This is a genomic window from Mesorhizobium sp. NZP2298 (assembly GCF_013170825.1).
Taxonomy (GTDB): Bacteria; Pseudomonadota; Alphaproteobacteria; order Rhizobiales; family Rhizobiaceae; genus Mesorhizobium.
The window spans coordinates 3,554,444-3,575,164 of the sequence record NZ_CP033365.1 but is presented as its reverse complement, the minus strand read 5'-3'; the positions used below and the strand labels follow the sequence as shown (position 1 = coordinate 3,575,164).

Annotated in this window: 22 protein-coding genes, 1 other RNA gene and 1 pseudogene; 11 read left to right on the top strand and 13 right to left on the bottom strand. The window is 63.2% G+C overall.

Annotated elements, in window-relative coordinates; all coding sequences use genetic code 11:
* Positions 1-68 precede the first annotated feature (68 nt).
* Together EB231_RS17295 and EB231_RS17290 are read right to left on the bottom strand one after the other, a co-directional pair.
* Complete coding sequence (locus EB231_RS17295; protein ID WP_172349876.1) at positions 69-587, bottom strand: dihydrofolate reductase; 519 nt, start codon at positions 585-587, stop codon at positions 69-71.
* Positions 587-1,606, bottom strand: a complete 1,020-nt coding sequence (locus EB231_RS17290) for a DUF4424 domain-containing protein (RefSeq protein ID WP_172349874.1) — start codon at positions 1,604-1,606, stop codon at positions 587-589. The genes EB231_RS17295 and EB231_RS17290 overlap by 1 nt, the downstream gene beginning before the upstream one ends.
* Positions 1,607-1,789: 183 nt before the next feature.
* Here EB231_RS17290 and cobF point away from each other — a divergent pair, with 183 nt between their 5' ends.
* On the top strand, positions 1,790-2,566 hold the full coding sequence (cobF, locus tag EB231_RS17285; protein WP_172349872.1) for a precorrin-6A synthase (deacetylating): 777 nt from the start codon (positions 1,790-1,792) through the stop codon (positions 2,564-2,566).
* Positions 2,567-2,724: 158 nt separating this feature from the next.
* Here the strand turns inward: cobF and EB231_RS17280 are convergent, their stop codons facing one another.
* The 4 genes from EB231_RS17280 to modA all read right to left on the bottom strand — a co-directional run bounded on the left by EB231_RS17280 (position 2,725) and on the right by modA (position 5,776).
* A complete protein-coding gene (locus tag EB231_RS17280) occupies positions 2,725-3,066 on the bottom strand; it encodes a winged helix-turn-helix domain-containing protein (RefSeq protein WP_172349870.1) in 342 nt (113 codons plus the stop codon).
* 81 nt (positions 3,067-3,147) lie between these two features.
* Positions 3,148-4,260 carry a molybdenum ABC transporter ATP-binding protein gene (modC, locus tag EB231_RS17275; protein WP_172349868.1) on the bottom strand — a complete coding sequence of 371 codons (1,113 nt, stop codon included), beginning with the start codon at positions 4,258-4,260 and terminating at the stop codon, positions 3,148-3,150.
* Positions 4,257-4,961 carry a molybdate ABC transporter permease subunit gene (modB, locus tag EB231_RS17270; RefSeq protein ID WP_172349866.1) on the bottom strand — a complete coding sequence of 235 codons (705 nt, stop codon included), beginning with the start codon at positions 4,959-4,961 and terminating at the stop codon, positions 4,257-4,259. Before modB ends, modC begins: the two co-directional genes overlap by 4 nt.
* A 20-nt stretch (positions 4,962-4,981) precedes the next feature.
* Positions 4,982-5,776, bottom strand: coding sequence for a molybdate ABC transporter substrate-binding protein (gene modA, locus EB231_RS17265; protein ID WP_172349864.1), 795 nt, complete (start codon positions 5,774-5,776; stop codon positions 4,982-4,984).
* Between the two features lie 209 nt (positions 5,777-5,985).
* Here modA and EB231_RS17260 point away from each other — a divergent pair.
* Positions 5,986-6,192: pseudogene (locus tag EB231_RS17260) on the top strand (TOBE domain-containing protein).
* Positions 6,193-6,214: 22 nt separating this feature from the next.
* Here the strand turns inward: EB231_RS17260 and EB231_RS17255 are convergent.
* From EB231_RS17255 to EB231_RS17240, 4 genes are all read right to left on the bottom strand, one after another.
* Complete coding sequence (locus tag EB231_RS17255; RefSeq protein WP_172349862.1) at positions 6,215-6,610, bottom strand: hypothetical protein; 396 nt, start codon at positions 6,608-6,610, stop codon at positions 6,215-6,217.
* Positions 6,589-7,008, bottom strand: a complete 420-nt coding sequence (locus EB231_RS17250; RefSeq protein WP_172349861.1) for a HEPN domain-containing protein — start codon at positions 7,006-7,008, stop codon at positions 6,589-6,591. Before EB231_RS17250 ends, EB231_RS17255 begins: the two co-directional genes overlap by 22 nt.
* Complete coding sequence (locus tag EB231_RS17245) at positions 7,005-7,799, bottom strand: thymidylate synthase (RefSeq protein WP_172349860.1); 795 nt, start codon at positions 7,797-7,799, stop codon at positions 7,005-7,007. The genes EB231_RS17250 and EB231_RS17245 overlap by 4 nt, the downstream gene beginning before the upstream one ends.
* Positions 7,800-7,973: 174 nt before the next feature.
* Positions 7,974-8,285, bottom strand: a complete 312-nt coding sequence (locus tag EB231_RS17240; protein ID WP_172349859.1) for a DUF2853 family protein — start codon at positions 8,283-8,285, stop codon at positions 7,974-7,976.
* Between the two features lie 168 nt (positions 8,286-8,453).
* Between EB231_RS17240 and ssrA the strand changes: the two genes are divergently transcribed.
* Together ssrA and EB231_RS17230 are read left to right on the top strand one after the other, a co-directional pair.
* Positions 8,454-8,814, top strand: a transfer-messenger RNA (tmRNA) gene (gene ssrA / locus EB231_RS17235).
* Between the two features lie 111 nt (positions 8,815-8,925).
* Entirely contained in the window at positions 8,926-9,480 is a 555-nt protein-coding gene (locus EB231_RS17230; RefSeq protein WP_246740985.1) for an AAA family ATPase, read from the top strand.
* A gap of 60 nt (positions 9,481-9,540) precedes the next feature.
* On the opposite strand, the gene EB231_RS17225 is transcribed toward EB231_RS17230, so the two are convergent.
* Positions 9,541-10,746 (bottom strand): multidrug effflux MFS transporter, encoded by a 1,206-nt coding sequence (locus EB231_RS17225; protein WP_172349857.1) that lies wholly within the window; start codon positions 10,744-10,746, stop codon positions 9,541-9,543.
* A gap of 189 nt (positions 10,747-10,935) precedes the next feature.
* On the opposite strand from EB231_RS17225, the gene EB231_RS17220 reads away from it, so the two are divergent.
* The 4 genes from EB231_RS17220 (at position 10,936) to EB231_RS17205 (ending at position 12,755) form a co-directional block, all read left to right on the top strand.
* Positions 10,936-11,625, top strand: a complete 690-nt coding sequence (locus EB231_RS17220; RefSeq protein ID WP_172349856.1) for a TetR/AcrR family transcriptional regulator — start codon at positions 10,936-10,938, stop codon at positions 11,623-11,625.
* Between the two features lie 146 nt (positions 11,626-11,771).
* A complete protein-coding gene (locus tag EB231_RS17215) occupies positions 11,772-12,308 on the top strand; it encodes an SspB family protein (RefSeq protein WP_172349855.1) in 537 nt (178 codons plus the stop codon).
* Positions 12,309-12,325: 17 nt separating this feature from the next.
* Positions 12,326-12,520: a DUF4169 family protein gene (locus tag EB231_RS17210; protein WP_172349854.1), complete on the top strand. Its 195-nt coding sequence runs from the start codon at positions 12,326-12,328 to the stop codon at positions 12,518-12,520.
* A gap of 10 nt (positions 12,521-12,530) precedes the next feature.
* Positions 12,531-12,755: a ribbon-helix-helix domain-containing protein gene (locus EB231_RS17205; RefSeq protein ID WP_172349853.1), complete on the top strand. Its 225-nt coding sequence runs from the start codon at positions 12,531-12,533 to the stop codon at positions 12,753-12,755.
* Between the two features lie 112 nt (positions 12,756-12,867).
* Here the strand turns inward: EB231_RS17205 and EB231_RS17200 are convergent, their stop codons facing one another.
* Positions 12,868-14,670 (bottom strand): chloride channel protein, encoded by a 1,803-nt coding sequence (locus EB231_RS17200; RefSeq protein ID WP_172349852.1) that lies wholly within the window; start codon positions 14,668-14,670, stop codon positions 12,868-12,870.
* Positions 14,671-14,820: 150 nt separating this feature from the next.
* On the opposite strand from EB231_RS17200, the gene EB231_RS17195 reads away from it, so the two are divergent.
* The 3 genes from EB231_RS17195 to EB231_RS17185 all read left to right on the top strand — a co-directional run bounded on the left by EB231_RS17195 (position 14,821) and on the right by EB231_RS17185 (position 16,610).
* Positions 14,821-15,258 carry a MarR family winged helix-turn-helix transcriptional regulator gene (locus EB231_RS17195; RefSeq protein ID WP_445299309.1) on the top strand — a complete coding sequence of 146 codons (438 nt, stop codon included), beginning with the start codon at positions 14,821-14,823 and terminating at the stop codon, positions 15,256-15,258.
* Positions 15,259-15,383: 125 nt separating this feature from the next.
* Positions 15,384-15,689: a hypothetical protein gene (locus EB231_RS17190; protein WP_172349850.1), complete on the top strand. Its 306-nt coding sequence runs from the start codon at positions 15,384-15,386 to the stop codon at positions 15,687-15,689.
* A 33-nt stretch (positions 15,690-15,722) separates the two neighbouring features.
* Positions 15,723-16,610 carry a sigma-70 family RNA polymerase sigma factor gene (locus EB231_RS17185; RefSeq protein WP_172349849.1) on the top strand — a complete coding sequence of 296 codons (888 nt, stop codon included), beginning with the start codon at positions 15,723-15,725 and terminating at the stop codon, positions 16,608-16,610.
* Positions 16,611-16,656: 46 nt separating this feature from the next.
* On the opposite strand, the gene EB231_RS17180 is transcribed toward EB231_RS17185, so the two are convergent.
* The gene (locus EB231_RS17180; RefSeq protein ID WP_172349848.1) at positions 16,657-20,625 is read right to left on the bottom strand and encodes an AsmA family protein; all 3,969 of its coding nucleotides are present in this window, start codon (positions 20,623-20,625) and stop codon (positions 16,657-16,659) included.
* Positions 20,626-20,721 lie beyond the last annotated feature (96 nt).

Below are 20,721 nucleotides of genomic sequence, written 5' to 3'. Positions count from 1 at the left end.
CGCCGCCGACATCATCCCTTTTGGCCCTGTAGCGACCCTTTGTCGTCCCTCAATGCACGTTTTGTCTGTCAAAGTATCTGGCGACGGCGCTCGTAGACCGAATAGCGCGTTGCGTGGCTGTCCTTTTCTCCAGCCGGAACCTCCTGCGCACTGACCATGCGCCATGTCTCAGGGTCGATCGGCGGAAAATGCGCATCGCCATCGACGGTGGCCAGCACATGGGTGACGTGCAGCCGGTCGGCCAGCGGCAGCGCCTGGGCATAGATCTCGCCGCCGCCGATGACGCAGACCTCGTCCACGCCAGCCATGCAGCGCCCGCGCACCGTTGCCAGCTGAATCGCGGCTTCCAGCGTATGCGCCACCTCGATGCCCTCGGCGCGCCAGGTCTTGTCGCGCGTGACGACGATGTTCAGCCTGCCCGGCAGCGGACGACCGATGCCTTCATAGGTCTTGCGGCCCATGATGATGGGCTTGCCCATCGTGTCGGCCTTGAACCGCTTCAGATCGGTGGGGAGCCGCCAGGGCAACCCGCCGTCCCGCCCGATCACGCCGTTCTCGGCAATGGCGACATAGATGGCGACATGCATCAGTTCGCGTCCCCGCCATTGCTGTTCGACGGTTCGAGCAGCAGGATATCAATGTCGTGCTCCGGGTAGAAATCGTCCGCCGTCATCTGGAAGGTCGTCGGCCCTACCTTTTTTACGTTGTTGCCGCAGAATGAGACCAGGGCTTTCGGATTGCCCTTGTCGATGGTCAGCTTGAACTTGCCGATGGTGCCCGCCGCCCAGTTGCCGCCCGTGGTCAGGATATAGGCGATGCGGCTTTCGTAATATTTCGGGTAACCGTCCGGATTGTCCTTCGCTGCCTTGCGCACCGCGTTCTCGAATGTGCCGTCCATGCAGTAGCGGGTCTTGTAGGCGGCGTATGCGTCCTGGAACTGGCCGTCACTGAAGAAGCTGACCGATGACGTGGCGCCGACGCTGGGCTTGTAGCGGTGAGAGACACGGACGTCCTTGTTGGCCGGAAAGGTCGAGCGCCACCAATAGGTCGAGCGCAATTGCCAGAAGGGTGCATAGGACGGGCTGGTGCTTGGGTCGCTGTCGCCCTCCGGATCCTCGATGATGATGCCGCGGTCGACCCAGTCGTCGGTCACCGCCTTCGGCAACTTCGCCAGTGCCGCCTTGGCCGCGTCGCCGAACGGGTTGAACGGCACATTCTGCGCCTTCAGGTCGGCGCTGATGTCGATGCCGAGCGCGAACACCTTCTGCTCGAGTTGCGGCTTTGCCGCGACACCGTCGATCGTCACCTCGAAGCCGAGGAAATTGTCGCTCTGGTTTTCAGGAATCGCCGGCATCTCATGGGGATCGCCCGAAATGTCCGGCATCGGGAAGGCGACGATCGCATCGACATCCCTATCGGTGTTGTTGTGGAAAACGTAGTCGACCGTCACCTTTTCGGGCGAGATGAAGAGGTCCTCGCTTTGCATCGCGACCGCGTCGCTGCGCGACAGGATCAGGCCGCCGGTGCCGAGTTCGGCAACAGAGTCGTTGGCCAAGGCAGGCGCGGCTGAAAGCGCCAGCGCCGCAGTCATAACATATCGCAACATCGAAGCCCCCTTGGCAAGAATGCCCTGATGACCCTAGCCGTTTCAATGCGGCGTTTCAAAGCCCTTCGCTCGCATGGGTACGACAGCGTCTGGACACGCGGTAGCGGTCTGGACACGCGGTAGCGGTCTGGACACGCAGCGGCGGTCTGGACACGCAGGTTCCGATCGGGCAGGAGTTCGCCCATGCGCAAGCTCCTCGTCATCGGCATCGGCGCCGGCAATCCCGACCACATGACCGTGCAGGCCATATCAGGCCTGAACCGCGCCGACGTGCTGTTCATCCCCGACAAGGGCGCGAAGAAGAACGACCTCGCCGACCTGCGGCGCGAGATCTGCGACCGCTTCGTCACCAACCCGAAATCACGCCGGGTCGAGTTCGACGTGCCGGTGCGCGCCGAACCGACATCCTCCTACCGCTCGACCGTCGACGACTGGCACGAGGCGATCGCCGCCATCTACGAAGGCCTGATCCGCGACGAGATTGCGGACGATGGCTGCGGCGCCTTCCTGATCTGGGGCGACCCTTCGCTTTACGACAGCGCGTTGCGCATCCTCGAGCGGGTGCGCCTGAGAGACAATGTCGCCTTCGAACTGGAGGTCATCCCCGGCATCACCGCAATCCAGGCGCTTGCCGCCAGCCACAAGACAGCGCTGAACCGCATAGGCGATTCCATCCTGGTCACCACCGGCCGACGGCTGACCGAGGAAGGCCTTGCGGAAAATGCCGGCAGCACAGTCGTCATGCTGGACGGCAAATGCGCCTTCAACACGCTGGCCGACCATGATCTCGTCATTCACTGGGGCGCCTATCTTGGCACACCGGACGAGATCATCATCTCCGGCCGCCTGGGGGATGTCGGTGCCGAAATCGAAAAGGTCCGCGAGGAGGCCCGCCGGAAAAAGGGCTGGATCATGGACACCTATCTGCTGCGCAAGGCCGGTGAACCGGAAGAGAACTAATCTTTTTTGTCAGCGCTAACGCTGAGATCGGCTCGAAATTCGCCCTGGCGAGGTCAATATCGTGAATTTCGAGAACCGGAGCGGACATTAAGTCCGTGAGCACCGGAGGCGCGGAAGATCGCGCTAGTCGCCCGTCGGGGCAGAGTTTCTAGTCGATCTCACCCCGCGTCGATCTCCGCCTGCAGTGCATCCATATGCGTCGCCGCCACGGCCGTCGCCGCGCGCTCGATGGCGCGGAACCGGCTGACCACGGCCAGGCCGATGGCCGTCAGCTGCGCGCCGCCGCCCTTGCGGCCGCCGGTCTGCGCCGCAACCAGCGGCTTGCCGAAGACACGGTTCATGTCCTCGACCAGGTCCCAGGCGTGCTTGTAGGACATCTCCATGCCGCGCGCGGCGGCGGAGATCGAGCCGAAGGTGGCGATGTGTTCCAGAAGCTCGATCTTGCCCGGACCGATCCGTCCGTCAGGATCGAGATTTATCCGCAAGCTCAGCGATGGCATTTTTGATCCTCCTCGCTCACGCCCGATCCCCATAGTAGAAGGTCTTCAGCGATACCGCTATTCCAAAAAGACATAGCGCACTCATCCATCCGCCTCGGCAGGCAGGCCGGCCCCTGTGTTTGCCCGGTCGAAGCTCACTGTCTTGACCACCGCGAAAACCTTGCCGCCAAGCCGCAGTTTCAGCGCCTGCCGCGACTGTTCGGTGATGCGGGCCATCACGGTCGCGCCATTGCAATCGATGCCGACTTCGACCGTCGGCCCCTCGCCCGGGCTGATCGCGACGATCGCGCCGGGCAGGATGTTGAGCGCGCTGAGGCCTGTCGGCTTCTCCGTCGCGATCATCACATCGCGGGCACGAATGCGGACACGCACGGGAGCCCCTGCCTTCATCGCAAGGCGTGGCACGCGGATCTCGCCGGCGGCCGAGCCGAGCACGGTCATGCCGAACACCTCGTCGTGACGCAGCACCTTCGTGTCCAGCACGGCACCGCCCTCGCCGCGCTCTTCCGCCGGCAACAGGTCGAGCCTTTGCATGACGGCCTCGGTCGGGCCACTGGCGACGACCTTGCCTTGCGCCAGCATCACCACGTCACTGGCCAGCCGCGCCACCTCGGCGACCGAATGGCTGACGTAGACAATCGGGATTTTCGTCTCGTCGCGCAGCCGCTCGATATAGGGCAGGATCTCGGCCTTGCGCCCCTCGTCGAGCGAGGCCAGCGGCTCGTCCATCAGCAGCAATCCGGGGCTGGCCAGCAGCGCCCGACCGATCGCCACGCGCTGCTTCTCGCCGCCCGACAGCTTTGCCGGGCGCCGCCCGAGCAGCGGGCCGATGCCGAGCAAGTCGACGACGTCATCCATGTCGGCATAGCGCTCCTTTGCCGGCGTGAACCAGCGGCCGTAACGCAGATTGCTGGCCACGCTCATATGCGGGAAGAGGCGCGCATCCTGAAACACCATGCCGATGCGGCGCTTGTGCTTGGGCACGAAAATGCCGGCGCCTGTGTCGACCAGCACGCGGCCGTCGACCTCGATGCGGCCCTTGTCAGGCCGGATCAGCCCGGCAATCATGTTGATGAGCGTGGTCTTGCCCGAGCCGGACGGCCCGAACAGCGCTGTGAGCCGCCCTGCGCTCTCGAAACGGGCCTCGATGGCGAAGTCGCCCAGCCGGTGGCTGATGTCGACGATGACGCTCATTCGATGTCCATCCGCCGCCCAACGCGCCGTGCCAGCACTTCCGAGGCGACCAGTGCCGCCATCGAGATGACGATCGAGATAAATGTCAGCCGCAATGCGCCCTCATCGCCGCCCGGCACCTGCGTGAAAGTGTAGATCGCCGACGGCAGCGTCTGCGTCTCGCCAGGGATGTTGGAGACGAAGGTGATGGTCGCGCCGAATTCCCCCATCGCTTTCGCAAAGGCCAGGATGGAACCGGCGATCAGCCCGGGCAGGATCAGTGGCAGCGTGATGGTGCCAAACACCCACAAGGGATTGGCGCCAAGCGTGCCCGCCGCCGCCTCCATCTTGCGGTCCACCGCTTCGATCGACAGCCGGATCGCCCGCACCATCAGCGGAAATCCCATGACGCCGCAGGCAAGTGCCGCACCTGTCCAGCGAAACGAGAAGACGATGCCGAAATGCTCGGCCAGGAAGGCACCGGCCGGGCCGCGCTTGCCGAAAGTCAAAAGCAGGAGATAACCGGTCACCACGGGCGGCAGGATCAACGGCAGGTGAACAACGCCGTTGAGGAGCGTCTTGCCCCAGAATTGCCCTCGGGCAAGCAGCAGCGCGATCAATATGCCGGGCGGCAGGCTGGCGACCATCGCCACAGTCGCCACCTTGACGGACAGCCGGACCGCATTCCATTCGTCGGGAGTGAGGTCCAGCAGCCAGTTCATATTGCGATGTCAGACCCGTCTCAGTTGCTCGGCGTGAGCACGGTGAAGCCCTGTTCCTTGAAGAGCGCGCCGGCCTTGGCGGACTGCAGGCATTTCAGGAAAGCCGGCGTATCCTTGTCCTTCGAATCGGCGGTCTGGGCAACCGGGTAGATGATCGGCGGATGCGAATCCTCCGGGAATGTGCCGACCACCTTGACGCCCTTTTCGGCGTGAGCGTCGGTGGCGTAGACGATGCCGAGAGCGGCCTCACCCGTTGAAACCAGCTTGAGTGCCGCGCGCACATTCTCGGCCTGCGCCACCTTGCCTTCGACCGAGGACCAGACGCCCAGCGATTCCAGTGCCGCCTTGCCGTACTTGCCGGCCGGCACCGCCTTGAAATCGCCCATGGCGAGCTTGCCGTCGCCGACCAGCTTGGCGAGGTCAAAACCCTTCTCGATCTTGGCGTCAACCGTCGAATCCTTCGGCGCCACCAGCACGATCTCGTTGCCGAGCAGCTTCACCTCGGTGTCCGGCTTGGTCAGCTTCTTGTCGGAGAGATATTTCATCCAGTCGAGATCGGCCGAGATGAAGACGTCGGCCGGCGCCCCGCCCTCGATCTGCTTGGCCAGTGCCGAGCTCGCGGCATAGGAGACGGTCGCGGCCTCGCCGACATCAGCCTCGCAGGCCTTGTTCACCGCATCGAGCGCGTCCTTGAGGCTGGCCGCCGCGAACACCACGACCTTGTCTTCCGCATGGGCGGCCGGCATCGCCGCCATCAGCGTCGCCACAAAACCGACAATGGCGATCGCCCTCAACCCGAAACCTTTGCGCGTCATTGAAAACTCTCCCTGGTTTGAAGTCCGTGCGGCTCGCAGCCATCCGATATATCCGCATGAATATAACAAGGGAAGGCCCGGCACCTCGCGAAAACGTCTGTGCGGCGTCGATTGTCCTGGTAAGACGAGCAGGAACCCCAATGCATGTCGCCCAAAAGCGACCTCGGTTTTGGAGGGGAACGACATGCATGAAAGCAAAGGAGAGCCCGATGAAGGTCAGCGCCCGCAACGTCCTCAAGGGGACAATCACCGAGATCGTCAAGGGAGCGACCACCTCGCATGTCAGGATCGATATTGGCGGCGGCGCCATCGTCACCGCCTCGATCACCAACGAAGCCGTTGCCGACCTCAAGCTCGAAGGGTAAGCAGGCCTATGCCGTGGTCAAGGCCATCGGACGATGGTCGGCATCGACTGAACCGCTTGCTGGCTTGCAAAGCTCACGCAGCAAGCCGGTGGATCAAGGCATCCTCGACATAGATGCCATTGATAGTGTTGTGGGAAAAGCGCACCTCCCCAAGACCATCAACCCGCATGGCTATGCCTAAACCGGCGATGAGACGATCATCCGCCGACGTTATCTTCACTTTGCTAAGATCTAAAATGGGTTCGTTTGGCCGAGCCTTACGCCAGTCTGCCGCAATGGTCGCAGCTTCCAGGTATTTTTTCTCTAGATCCTTGCGCGGGCCGCGATAGGCGATAATCATCCGCCAATTGTCAACATCGCTGTTATACAACCAGAGTGCAGCAGCGACTCCAAATTTTTTCTCATCGAGAGCCCGAATTAGGTTGATGCCGGCATCAACGTCCGTCCTTACCAGCGCTCCCGAAGCCATGTGAATATTCCTTGCTCTTCATCAACCATAGCATTTCGCATGGCCGTCGCTTCAAACACATCTATCATATCGTAACGAGAAGCCTCATTCCAATCTGAGACGGCCGACCAGTGGCCATCAAATACCGGAGACGCCGTTCGGCTCTCGGCAAGTTCCGCGGATAACCCAGCTAAGCCTATGAGCCTGTTGAGATCGTGACTATAAATATCTTGGACAAATTTCTTATCGGGAATCGTGTCCGGTAGAAAAAGCCTAGAAATTCGTGACTTGATGGCAATTTCTGCTGCATAGCCGAAAAGATAGTAGGCGTTCGAAAAGCGCTCGTTCTGAAACAGGAGCTCAGCATCGTTCAGTTTGGCATTGGCAATAGCTTGAAGTGTCGCTTTGTCCAGCGTCATACGGCGATTGGCGCCTTGATCGACGCATCGGCGACATAATTTTCCAGCCGGAAATCCTCGAAGCGGAAGGCGAACAGATCCCTCACCTCCGGATTGATCCACATGGTCGGCAGCGCCCTGGGCGTGCGCCGCAATTGTTCGCGCGCCTGTTCGAAATGGTTCGAGTAGAGATGCGCGTCACCCAGCGTATGGACGAAATCGCCCGGCTTCAGCCCGGTCACCTGCGCCACCATCAGCGTCAGCAGCGCGTAGGACGCGATGTTGAACGGCACGCCGAGGAAGATGTCGGCGGAGCGCTGGTAGAGCTGGCAGGAAAGCCGGCCCTCGGAGACATAGAACTGGAACAGGCAGTGGCACGGCGGCAGTGCCATGGCTTCCACCTCGGCGGGGTTCCATGCAGAGACAATCAGTCGCCGCGATTGAGGATTGCGGCGTATCTCCTTGAGAAGATTCGCGATCTGGTCGATCGAGCCGCCATGACCATCCGGCCAGGAACGCCATTGCTTGCCATAGACGGGGCCAAGGTCGCCGTTCTCGTCGGCCCATTCGTCCCAGATCGTGACGCCATGGTCGGTCAGGTACTTGATGTTGGTGTCGCCGGCCAGGAACCACAGCAGTTCATGGATGATCGACTTCAGATGCAGCTTCTTGGTCGTGGTGACGGGAAAGCCGCGCGCCAGATCGAAACGCATCTGGTAGCCGAAGACGGAGCGCGTGCCGGTGCCGGTACGGTCGCCGCGATCGGCACCGTTTTCCAGCACATGCTGCAAGAGGTCGAGATATTGGCGCATCGGTTCCGGCTCGATTCGAGATTTCGCCAATCATAGCGAATGTGCGCGCCGACGCCATGCCTGTCTGAAGTCTTCCCCACGCGGATGGCAGCGGACTCTTCAGAACTCGCTCTGGCGAGCCGGAAGCGCGGAAGACCGCGCCAATCGGCCGCCAAAGTGGAATTGTCAGATGTCTCAGAGCGAGCCGAGCTTGCCCAGATCCTTGGCCACCAGATAGTAGAAAGTCACCCGGCTCTTGGTATTGTCGGACTGCATGGCCTTGCAGGTCTTCTCGATCGAGGCGTCGGCTTTCGCGCCGTCGCTGATGCCGAGCTTCTTGGCGACCCAGTTCTCCTTGACGCGTTCAAGCTCCTTCGGGTCCGTGCAGGACACCAGCGAGGAGTCGCGGTTCCTGAGCGCAATGCCCAGATGCTTGACGATCTTTTCGACAATTTCGGCGCTGGCGCCCGCGTCGTACTTCTTCACGTCTGCAAGATAGTCGGCCATTAAAATTCCCCTCGTCGGCGCCACGGATCCGATCGATGAGGGCTGTGGCGCGCTTCGCAATCCGTGCGTTAGGTCGATAACTCCTCACCGCCCGCAAAGCTTCGGTTGAGACCGCTCCCAAGTCAACCCTTGCCGTCGCAATTTGACACAGGGACAAAGCCCCATTGCGGCCTTTCATTTCAGTCAAACGCCCCCTATATTCGTTTTGTCGGCTTGACCGACTATGGCGATAAATGGGCGATGAAATAAGCCGTTCGGACCCGGGGGCGGTACCCGGCGCCTCCACCAAAAGCCGCTGTCGACGACAGAGCGGTTTTTGCTGGGGGCGAAATAGGATCGACGAAGGTGTAAAGATCGTACTTTTGCCCGGCATTGTACCACCGTTATCGGGCTAAACTTATAGTTGCCAACGACAACTATGCGGAAGCTCGTCTCGCTGCTTAATGCAGTGCGAACGCTTCAAATCAAGCCCTAGGGGTTCGCACTTCTAGGCGGGGTTCGGAGGTACCTGGCAACAGAAACCTCCACTTCTCCTTCCCCTCAATAGACGCGCGTCACGCGAAATGGCAGCTTCCGCTGGCGGCTCCTTCGCATGCCTTCGGGCAGCCATGCGTGCGCCCCTTTCTCCATGGATAGGACATTGCAAAACGATTCCGATCGATTCTTCGTGCTGACCGGCGGCCCGGGCTCCGGCAAGACCACCTTGATCGAGGCGCTGAAACAAGCAGGCTTCCCGACAGCGCCGGAAGCCGGACGCGGCATCATCCGCGATCAGGTGGCGATCGGCGGCCCTGCCCTTCCCTGGCAGGATCGCGCGCTCTTTGCCGAACTGATGCTTTCCTGGGAGCTGCGCTCCTGGCATGCCGCGCATGCCGAATCCGGTCCGGTCTTCTTCGATCGCGGCGTGCCGGACACGATCGGCTACCTCAGGCTCTGCGGCCTGCCGGTGCCGGATCACGCCGTCAGCGCGGCGGAGAAATTCCGCTATGCGCGCCGTGTCTTCATCGCGCCGCCCTGGCCGGAGATCTTTGCGCCGGACAAAGAGCGCAAACAGACGCTCGACGAAGCCAGGCGCACCCATGACTCGGTGGCTGGCGTCTATGCCGAACTGGGGCACGAACTGGTGCCCCTGCCGCTTGTGCCGGTGGAGGACCGCGTCCGCTTCATCCTCGATGAGGTCGGCCTGCGGGCATAAGAGCTCGTGGGCAAGAGAAAGGCCGGGACGAACCCGGCCTTCTCATGCGTTTGGGTTTGCTTATTCCGCCGGCGCCTCGACTGCCTCGCGCGAACGGCCGAGCGTGACCTTGGCCAGCGTGAACGAAATCACCGCGCAGAGCGTGATGCCGGCGACCATCGGCAGCGGCGTGCCGTCGAAGAACACACCGGCGACGCCCATGGCGAGCGCGCCGATGGCGAAGTGCAGCGTGCCCATCAACGCCGAAGCCGTGCCGGCGATCTCGCCATGCTCTTCCATGGCCAGCACCGAAGTGGTCGGGATGACCAGGCCGAGGAAGCCGTATCCGACGAAGAGCAGTGCCGCCATCACATCGAGCCGGTCGATACCCGTCGCCATCACCGCGAGCAGCACCACCATCGTCGAGGCATAGCCGGTCACCGCGACGCGCACCACGCGCCGCAGCCCAAAACGCTCGGCCAGCACTCCCGTCAATTGCGACATGCCGATGAAGGCGACCGCATTGATCGAGAAGAACACGCTGTAGACCGAAGGCGAAAGCCCGTAATGGTCGATCAGGATGAAGGACGAGCTCGACAGATAGACGAAGAAGCTCGCAATGCCGAAGCCGGCGATCGCCACGAGGCCAAGGAAATTGCGGTCCCCCATCAGGAAGCGGTAGCCGGCAAGTGCGGTTCCAAAGGAAGAACCGACGCGTTCTTCCGCCGGCCGCGTCTCCTTGAGCGAGGTCGCGAGCAGGATGGTGGCAAGGGCCGCCGCACCGGTCACCGTCCAGAACACGGCACGCCAGCCGAAATTCTCGATGATCTGGCTGCCGGTCAGCGGCGCCAGGATCGGCGACACCGAAAACACCAGCATCAGCAAGGACATCAGCTTGGCCGCCTCATTGCCTGTGTGCAGGTCGCGCACGATCGCGCGCGGCACGGCCATGCCGGCGCTGGCGCCGAGGCCCTGCAGGAACCGGAAGGCGATCAGCCACTCGATGGTCGGCGCCATTGCCGAACCGATGCCGCCGACCATGAACAGCGCAAGGCCGCCATAGAGCGGCAGCTTGCGGCCGACCATGTCGGAGATCGGCCCGACGACGATCTGGCCGAAACCCATCGACAGAAAGAAGATCAGCAGGCTCATCTGCACGGCGGCGGTGCCGGCGTGCAGATCCGCCCCGATCGACGGCAGAGCGGGAAGATACATGTCGATCGCGAACGGTCCGATGGCGGACAACAGGCCGAGCACGACCGCGATGCGGAGGAATTTGGGACTCATGATATTGGCTTCTTTCGAATCTGGCTGCCGCCGCCAGGCGACGTCTAACCCTAGGACGGTCCACCCCGCGAGATTCCGACTCGCCAAGAGCGAATTCTATTCGCTTCCCCAATGCGAAATCTCTTTGTATCCTGTCCACAAATTTAGACACTCTTGTCTAAATGGTCAATCGCCTCTATATAGATTTTCATGAGACCGGGCGTTTCTCCTGACACTTTCCCGCCACGCGGCCACGAGGCCAAGCGCGTATCGATTGTCGACGCTGCCGCTGGCGTGTTCTGCCGCGAGGGCTTCGCCGGCGCCAATATCGACCTGATCGCCGCCAAGGCGGGCGTCTCGCGCCAGACCGTCTACAACCACCATGGCGACAAGGAAAAGCTCTTCATGGCCGTGGTGCGCGACCTCACCGAGCGCTGCAATGTCGGCATCTTCGCCACCATAGCCACCTTTCCCGACCAGCCAGGGGATCTCGAAGCCGACCTGATCGGCTTTGCCGTGCGCCTGAACCAGAACTGCATCTGCAACCGCGACGGAAAATTCCTGCGCAAGCTGATCCAGACCGAAGGTGAGCGCTATCCCGAATTGTTTGCCGAATGGCGCGAGCAAGGCCCGGGCAGGACATGGCCGGCAATCGCCGCCCGCTTCGCCCGCCTCGCCTATGGCGGCTACCTCGCAATCGATGATCCCGACGTCGCGGCGCGCCAGTTCCTCGGCCTGGTCAATGCCGAACTGCAGACCACCTTCATGCTCGGCGGCACGCCGCGCGAGGATGAGGTGGTGCAATCGGCGACAAACGGCGTGCGCACCTTCCTGCGCGCTTTCGGCAAGCGCCCCACGGCGGCCAGCGTGAAAAAGCACGCTACGCTGGCTAACGCATAACATTTGCGGTTGCCATGAAGCCGGCTTGCCGATCAAATCGTTTGCAATAGTCCTCGCTTCGACGCGGCGGTGATCTATATGCGGTTTACGCCGCGCTCAAGCTTGATTACAGCTATGCGGACGATTCAACGGAACCCGACCACCACATGGCCGACGACCACATCCGCTACGACATTCTGGCCCAGGAGGCGTTGCGCGGCGTCATGCGCAAGGTCCTGGCCGAGGTCGCACGCACCGGCCTTCCCGGCAACCACCACTTCTTCATCACCTTCCTGACCGGCGCGCCCGGCGTGCGCGTGTCGTCGCGGCTGCGCGAGCGCTATCCAGAGCAGATGACCATCGTAATCCAGTTCCAGTATTGGGACCTGAAGGTGACCGACACCGGCTTCGAGGTTGGCCTGTCCTTCTCCGACGTGCCCGAGAAACTGGAAATTCCGTTCTCGGCCGTGCGCGGCTTCTATGATCCCTCGGTCAATTTCGAGCTCGAGTTCGACGTCAAAACCGACACCCAGCCCGATGAGGAGCCGGCCGCCCCCGCCCCCGAGCCGCTGACCATCGTCTCCGAGAAGAAGCCGAAGGCCGAGAAGAAAGCCGCCGCCGAAGCGGAGAAGAAGCCCGCCGCGGCTGAAGCCGGCACCAAGGGCGCCGAAGTGGTTTCGCTCGACGCCTTCCGCAAGAAATAGGCTCCCGGGCTCCCGCCATGGCCGACATCGTCAATCTCCGCCAGGCTCGCAAGCAGAGGGCGCGGGACGAGAAGCTGCGCATCGCCGAACAGAACCGGGCCCTGCACGGCCGTTCCAAGGCGGACAAGCAACGCGATCGGCTGGTCACCGACAAGGCAGAAAGATTTGTCGAAGGCCATCGCCTCGAGCCGTCCGGCAAGGACGAGCAATGAGCGTTCGGCCGTGAGCGTCGTCGAAAAGCGCTCGGTGACCATCCGCGGCCATCGCACCAGCTATTCCCTTGAAAAACCCTTCTACGACGATCTCGTCGCGATCGCGGCGCAGAGAAAGCTGACGCTCGCCGCGCTCGTGGCCGAAGTCGACGAGACCCGGCCCCGCGATACCAACCTGTCCTCGGCGCTGAGGCTGCACGTGCTGCAATGGGCCAAGCGTGGAACGGACACCTGAACTAGACCAATTCCAGGAAAAGCGTGAAGCGGTTTTCCCACAGGAATAGCGTCAAAACAAAGAGTTGGATCGGTTGGATCGGTTCACCGTTTCCATGAAACGGGGAACCGATCTAGGCGTTCTCGACCGGGTCCGTCTTTTTCCCGCTCCTGGTGCCGAAGCCAAGCAAGGTCGAACGATCACGCTCCTCGGCCTGTTTTCTGGACCGCACGCGCATCAGATCCTTCCAGCCGACATAGCCAACCAGCTTTGCGTCCTCGCGCGAGACGACCGGCAGATGCGACACATTGGCCATCAACAGCTTGTCGGACAGACCTTCCAGATATTCGTCGGGAAAAGCGAGCGTCACCTTGCTTCCGGCGAGCAGCTCGCCGAGCGTCGCCGTCCTGTGCGTGCCGGCACGGCGCCAGCGCAGGATCGCCGGCGGATCGATGAGGCCGAGCACCTGCCCGTTCTCATCGACTACGGGAAAACTCGGATGGCGTGTTTCCGGCGCGGTCAGGAAGGCCGCCGCGCCATGCAGCGTCATCGTCGCCGGCACGCTCTCGACCTGCGACGTCATAACCTCGCGCACCCTGGTCAGCGCGAACGGATCGACACGATATTCGCGCACCAGGTGGTGCCCTCGCCTGGCGATCTTCTCGGTCAGGATCGAACGCTTCATCAGGAGCACCGTCACGGCATGCGCCGCCGCACAGGCCGCGATCAGCGGCACCAGCACATGCGTGTTGCCGGTCAACTCGACGGCGAAGAAAGTAGCTGTCAGCGGCGCGCGCATCGTGCCGCCCATAGTGGCGGCCATGGCCAGCAGAGCCCAGAAGCCCGGATCCGCCGCGGGCAGAATCCCGGCAAGCACCGCGCCCATTGCGCCACCCATGATCAGCAGTGGCGCCAGCACGCCGCCGGATGTTCCCGAGCCAAGCGCCACCGACCAGATGATCGCCTTGACCACAAGCAGGAGAAGTGCCGCGGCGGCGATCGTGCGGCCATCCAGCATGTCGGCGATGTTGTCGTAGCCGACGCCGAGTGCCCGTGGTTCGATCAAGCCGCCGACGCCGACCACCAGGCCGCCGATCATCGGCCACCACATCCAGTGGATCGGCAATTTCTGGAAGGCGTCCTCGCAGGCATAGACCATCTGGGTGAGCAGTCCCGACAACAGGCCGGCGCAGATGCCGACCAGAACCCAGCCGCCGAGCCCGGTGAACGACACCGCCATGCCGCCCTGGAACGGAAAGATCGGCCCGGGCAAATGCAGCACGGTGCGCTCGACCTCGGCCACGATGGCCGCCACCGCCACCGGAATGAAGCTGCGCGGAGTCCATTCGAACAGAAGCAGTTCCACCGCCAGCATGATCGCGGCGATCGGCGTGCCGAACACCGTGGTCATGCCCGCCGCCGCCCCCGCCACCAGCAGCGTCTTGCGCTCATTGTCGCTGACCGGCAGCATCTGCGCGATCAGCGAGCCGATCGCGCCGCCGGTCATGATGATCGGACCCTCGGCGCCGAAGGGGCCGCCGGAGCCGATCGAAATCGCCGACGACAGCGGCTTCAGGATCGCAACCTTGGCATCGAGCTTCGAGCGCCCGAGCAGGATCGCCTCGATGGCCTCGGGAATGCCGTGGCCACGGATCTTCTCGCTGCCATAGCGCGCCATCAGGCCGATGATCAGTGCGCCTATCACCGGCACCACCACCGCGGCGTAACCGAGCGGCGTGTCCTGCAACTTCAGGTCGTCGAGCGTGAACTGGCCGAAATAGGCGATGTTGGTGGCGAGCCGGATCAGTTTCAAAAGCACGATGCCGGCGAACAGCCCCGCCGTGGCGACCACCACGGCAATGGTGGCAATGGTCAAGACTCGCGCGTCGGTGGTGAAATCGCGCAAGTGACCGTTTTCGGAATGATGGGGCTTCATGGCTGGCTTTCTGGTGGCGGCCGGATCTCGGATATGCGGCACGGGCGAAGACGCCAGCCGGCTTTGTCGGTTCGCTATGTATCGTAACACGATATAAATTCAAGCCGGTTTGCATCAAAACCGTTTGAGCCTTTTGCCGGAATGGAACAAATGTCTGGAATGACACAGCCCGGAAAATCTCGCCCCGCCATCAAACAGGCCGACTACCAGCGGCTGTCCGAGTTCCGCTACCTGATCCGCCGCTTCCTCGAATTCAGCCAGCTGCAGGCGGAAGACGCGGGCCTGACGCCGCGCCAGCACCAGGCCCTGCTGGCGATCAAGGGATTTCCGGGGGGCGGACAGGTGACGGTCGGCGACCTGGCGGAACGCCTGCGCATCCGCCACCACAGCGCGGTCGAACTGGTCAATCGCCTCAGCGAGGCGGGCCTGGTCGCGCGGGATCAGGACAAGGATGACCATCGCCGTGTGCTGCTGCGATTGACCGAGCGCGCCGACGATTGCCTGGCCGAACTGTCGGCGGCGCATCTCGACGAGCTTTCTCGCATCGAGCCCATGCTGCGGCGCCTGCTCGACCAGGGCCGGGAGTGACGCCCAGGCGTCTTGCGCCGGATGGCATTGTCATTTTTTGCGGCGCCCGAATCCTTTGACCTCGCCGCAACGTCTAGGGGATGAAGGTTTCAAAGGGCGCTAGGCAATCGAGAGGAAGACCCGCGATGAAACGCCATCTGATACGCTACAAGACCAAACCCGAACGGGCTGACGAGAACGAGCGGCTGATCAAGGCCGTTTTCAAGGAGCTACGCGACAAATCACCGGACGGCGTTCGCTACATGACCTTGCGGTCCCCCGACGGGACATTCGTCCATCTGGTCGAGACGGAAACCGATGCCCATGCCGAAATCATCACCGGACTGGCCGCATTCGAGGCCTTTCAAAACGGCATCAGGGATCGCTGCAGCGAACGTCCGCAACGCGACGAGATGACCGTGGTGGGCAGCTATCGGATGCTGGATGAGTGACCGGGACAGACGACGTCATCGAACGGGAGGCTTATGAACATTCCCATTCCCGGCGAGCAGCATCGGCTCTTTGAACGCCTGTCTGGGGAATTGCGCCCCAAGCTGCACCGCTATTGTGCCCGCATGACGGGTTCGGTCATCGACGGCGAGGACGTGCTGCAGGAGGCGCTGGCCAAGGCATTCGAGGCGTTGCCCGGCGCCGGCCCGATCGCCAATCCGGAGGGCTGGCTGTTTCGCATCGCGCACAATACGGCGCTCGACTTCCTGCGCCGGCGCTCCCGCGAAAAGACCTCCGCCGATGAGGACCCGGACATGATCGTCGACCCGGTAAACCCCACCATCGATCGTCAGGCCGCGGCAGCCGGGCTGCATACCTTCATGCGGCTTCCCGTCGCGCAGCGAAGCAGCGTCATCATGATGGACGTCCTGGGCTATTCCCTGCAGGAGATCAGCGCGACGCTCGACACCAGCATCCCCGCGGTCAAGGCGGCGCTTCATCGCGGCCGCGACCGGCTGCGCCGGATTGCCGACGAACCGGACGACCGCCCTCTTCCCAGTCTGGGCGCCGCTGAACGACTGCTGCTCGATGCCTACATCGATCGCTTCAATGCCCGCGATTTCGATGCGGTGCGCGACATGCTGGCGCAAGAAGTGCGGCTGGAACTGGTGGCCAGGACACGGCTCAACGGCCGCAAGGAAGTGGCCACCTACTTCCACAATTATTCCCGAGTCCAGGATTGGCGTCTCGTGCCCGGCTTCGTTGAAAACAGGCCGGCAATCCTCGTCCGCGATCCCAACGACCCAGCGGCCCGCCCCGCCTATTTCATCCTGCTGGCCTGGCAGGATGGCAGGCTTGCCGCCATCCGCGATTTCCGCCACGCCCGCTACGTCGCCGACGGCGCCGAACTGTCCATCCTTTGAGGGAATTGTCCTTCAGGAGAGCACCTGGGAAGGCCGCCCTACTGCCCTACTGCAACGACTTCAGCAGATTGTCGATCGTGAACGGATTGGACTTCGGCTTGGCCGGCGGTGGATTGTCGTTGGCCTCGGGCAGCGGCGCACGCTCGACCCTGGGTGCCTGTTCCGCGGCCTTGCGTTCGGCCTCGAGCCTGGCCTTTTCTTGCGAAGCGATGCGCAGCGCCTCTTCCGCCTTCTGCCGCTCCTGCTCGGCTTGCGCCTTGGCGGCTTCGTCGGCGGCCTGCTGCTCGGCCGCGGCCTTCGCATCGGCATCGGCCTTTGCCTTGGCATCGGCCTGGGCTTTCGCCTCTTCGTCGGCCTTCGCCTTAGCCTCCGCTTCAGCCTGGGCCCGGGCTTCAGCCTCCGCTTTCGCCTTGGCGTCCGCCTCGGCTTTCAGCCGCGCCGCTTCCTCCCGCTGGCGCAGCTCTTCGGCGGCCTTGTCGCGTGCGTCCTGCAGTGCCGCGTAATAGCGCACCTCGCGCCGCAGCCTCTGCTTTTCGAGCAGCGCCGCCTGCATCGCCTCGACGCGCTGCTGCTCTTTCTCCAGCGCGCGCTGGGTCAGGAACTGCGCCAGCGGCTCGCTGTCGAACTGCCGCGTGATGGCGCCGAAAGGCCCTTCGGCGGTGAAATTGACGACCGGCTCCGAACCGACCAGCGCCTCGTCTCCTGGCCGATAGGTGATCGCGCCCTTGGCGGAGACCGTGCTGGTGTTGAGATCCGCCGTGATGTCGGCGGACAGGGTCGCCGCCGGGTTTTCAAGGCTGATCGGCGGCGCCCGCAGCGTACCGCCGGCAATCGTGAAGGCGATGTCGGCATCCTTGGCGGCGAAACTGCCATCGGCCGCGATCCCGGGCGCGAAGCCGGCGGTCTTGGCCACGTCGATGTCGCGCCCGATCGCGTCCGCCTTGGCCAGGAAGGCGCTGAACGCATCGGGGTTGACGCCGGCGACCTGCAAGCCCCTCAGCGTCGCCGTACCGGAGCCGGACAGAGCGGCGATCATCGCATCGACCGACTTGCCGCTGGTCGACAGCGTCGTCGAGAAATCGCCGATGCCGCCAATGCCGGCATCCGGCAACACGTTCGCCAGATCGGCACCCGCCAGTTTCATCTGGCCGGTGAAGAGCCCGGTGCCTTCATTGTTCTTCAGCTCGAACAGGCCGGTCAACGCACCACCAAGAAGCTTCGCCTTGAGGTCCGAAACACGGATGCCTTCCTTGTCGAGCTTGAGCGAAAAGGCGGCGTCATAGGCGGTGGCGAACGGTCCGGCGGCAAGGGCTGATGTCGTCAGGTCGAGGTCGGCGGTGAACGGCAGGCTGGATTTCTGGCTGAAGGGCGAGGACGGCCAAGCGCCCCCCTTGTCACTCGCGCTCTTGTCGGCCCCGTTTTTCTTGTCAACAAGGAAAGCGGAATCGCCGAACAGCGCCACGGCCATCGGATCGAGATCGAGCTCATCGAGCGCCAGCGCGCCGGCCAGATGCGGAATGCCGTCCTTGGTGTCGATATTGACGTCGCCTGAGACCGCCGCTTCGTTGATGGCGCCGCTGACACTGTCCAGCACCAGCAGCCCGTTGCCGTAGTCGCCTTGGGCCGAGAGCGACGTCGACATGCCCGCTCCCATGCCCGGCAGGCCAATGCCTGTCGTCATCAGCCAGGGTTCGATGTCTGCGGCATCGAGGTCGATCCTGCCTTTGGCGGTGGGCCCTTGCGGCGTATCGGCGATCATCCCTTCGAAGCCGGCCTTGAAGTCATTGCCGACAAGGCTGAAAGTCGTCGCCAGCCCGCCGCCAAGCGTGCCTTTGGCCTGGATGTCGGTGTGTGCCTCGCCCAGCATGCCAAGCGGCAGCGCCGGCAGTCCGTAAAGCGCCAGCAGTGCCGTGGCGTCCGGGTTCTTGGCGTTGAAGGTCAGCGTCACCGGTGCCTCAAGCAGTCTGTCCAGCGCGCCCTTCCCCGACAGCGAAGCCGAAAAGGCCGAGCCTCCGGCATTACCCTGCCCGCTTACAGCCAATCCCGTCGTGCCGTCGCCATTGTCGGCGGCGCTCGCCACAAGGTCGACACGCGCATCCTGGAACAGGTCCGGATAGGCCGACGCACGGCTCGCCAGCCCCTTCAGCACCGCATTATTGGGATAATGCTGCGCGGCAACGTCGATCAGCGGCTTGAGGTCGACAGCAACGACGGAAGCGTCGAGCTTGCCGGTCGGGCTTGCCGGGAAATCCTTGATCCGGCCCGTGGCGCTGATCGAGGCGCCCGCCAGCCCGCCGACCGACAGCCGGTCGACTTCAAGCAAACCGTCGCGCAGCCTGAGCGCGGTGTCGACCGTGTCGGCGGTCAACCCTCCGGCACTGACCGGCCCTGCCTTGATCTGGAAATCGAGATCGCGGTCGGCAAAGCGGTTGGCCCCCTTGTCGCTGACGAAGATCGAGGCAAAGGCCGCCAGCCCATCCACGTCAAGCTCGCCGCCTTCAAGCCGCATCAGCACCGATGGCCTGGCTTCGTCAGGCTGGCTGGAATCGATGCGTCCGGAAAACTTCGCCTTGCCCAGGATCAGTTCGAGGTCGCTGAAGGCCTGGCGCTTCTCGGAGAGATCGACCTTGGCCTTGAAGCCGGCGGCGGGCAGACGGCGGATCGCCTCGTCGACATCCTTCGACAGCCAGGCGGCAAAACCGGACGGCTGCGCCACTGCCAGCAGCAGCGAGCCGGTGAAGCCGAAATGGTCCCCGACGCTCAGCATGCCATTGGCTTCCAGCGTGGTGCGGCCGGGCAAGGTCGCGGCCAGCGATTTCACCGACCAGCCCCCTTCGACCGGCTCGGCGGAAAGATGGACATCGCGCACCGTCGTATCGCCGGCCACCACCGCCGGCAGCTTCACCTCGACGGTGCCGGGTATGGTCGGCTTCGGCAGCCCGAGCAGCGCCTGCTCCAGCCCGGCAATGCGCTGGTCGAGCGTCAGGCCGGCGCCGGCCTCGGCACCGACCGCCTCGTCGAACTGCACCTGCGCGCCATTGGCCTCGATGGCGAAGCTCGGCTTCTGGCCGAGATCGACCGAGGCCTTGCCGTCGGCTGTATAGGGATTGTCCAACGGTCCGGTCTCGAAGCGGAATTCATCGACGCCGAGCTTCTGGTGGTCGAGCGAAAACTTGCCGTTCAGCCGGAAGCCCGGATCGGGCTTGCCGGCGCTGACCTTCACGGTCTCGCCATCGTTGCCGCGCAGTTGGGCGCTGTTCTTGTCGGCGCCATTCTTGTCAGCACTCGAAATCTTGAACTGGCCGGAATAGACGGCGGCGCCGTTGACGATGCCGGCATTGCCGTCGGTCTCGATGACCAGCGGATAGGCATCGGGATCGGCCTTCAGGCGAAGCCGCATCTGGCCATTGCCTTCGGCCTTGCCGGTCGACGCCGCGACTGTGGTGCGCAACCCGTCCAGCCGCAACGTGCCATCCATGCGCCATGGGCCGGCCAGCGACTTGGCCGAGATGGTCGAGTTGATTTCGGACAAGACATGGCTGCGTCCGCCCGCGGCATGGCGCAGTTCGATCTGCCCCTCCGTCACCGTCAGCTTCTCGATCGAGATCTGGTTGAGATCGAAGGGCGAGGACGGCCGTATCGCCCAGTCGACCGTGCCGTCATTGGCGATATCGATGGTCGCCTTCGGGTGCACCAGCCGCATGTCGAAGATCAGCACCTCGCCGCGCAGGAAGGGCGCCAGTTCCGCGTCCATCGAAAACGTCTCGACGGTCATGGCCGGCTGGCCGTTGGGGCCACCGGCGACGGCAACGTTGGAGAAGGTCACCGAGGGGAACGGCAAAAGCCTGGCCGTGGCGTCGCCCTGCACGGTCACCTTGCGGCCGAGGATCGCGCTTGCCTCGCGCTCGAACTGGGCGCGGTAGCTGGTCCAGTCGACAAAATACGGTCCCACCAGCGCCGCGCACAGCACCAGCACGAACAAGCCACCGAAGATCACGAACAGGCGTGCGAGCATCAGCTCCGAACAGGTTGATTGAAATTCTGCCGCACTCTACCCGCATCCGCGTGTCGATAAAGAGGCAATTCATCCAGTATTGCGTCATCCCGGACG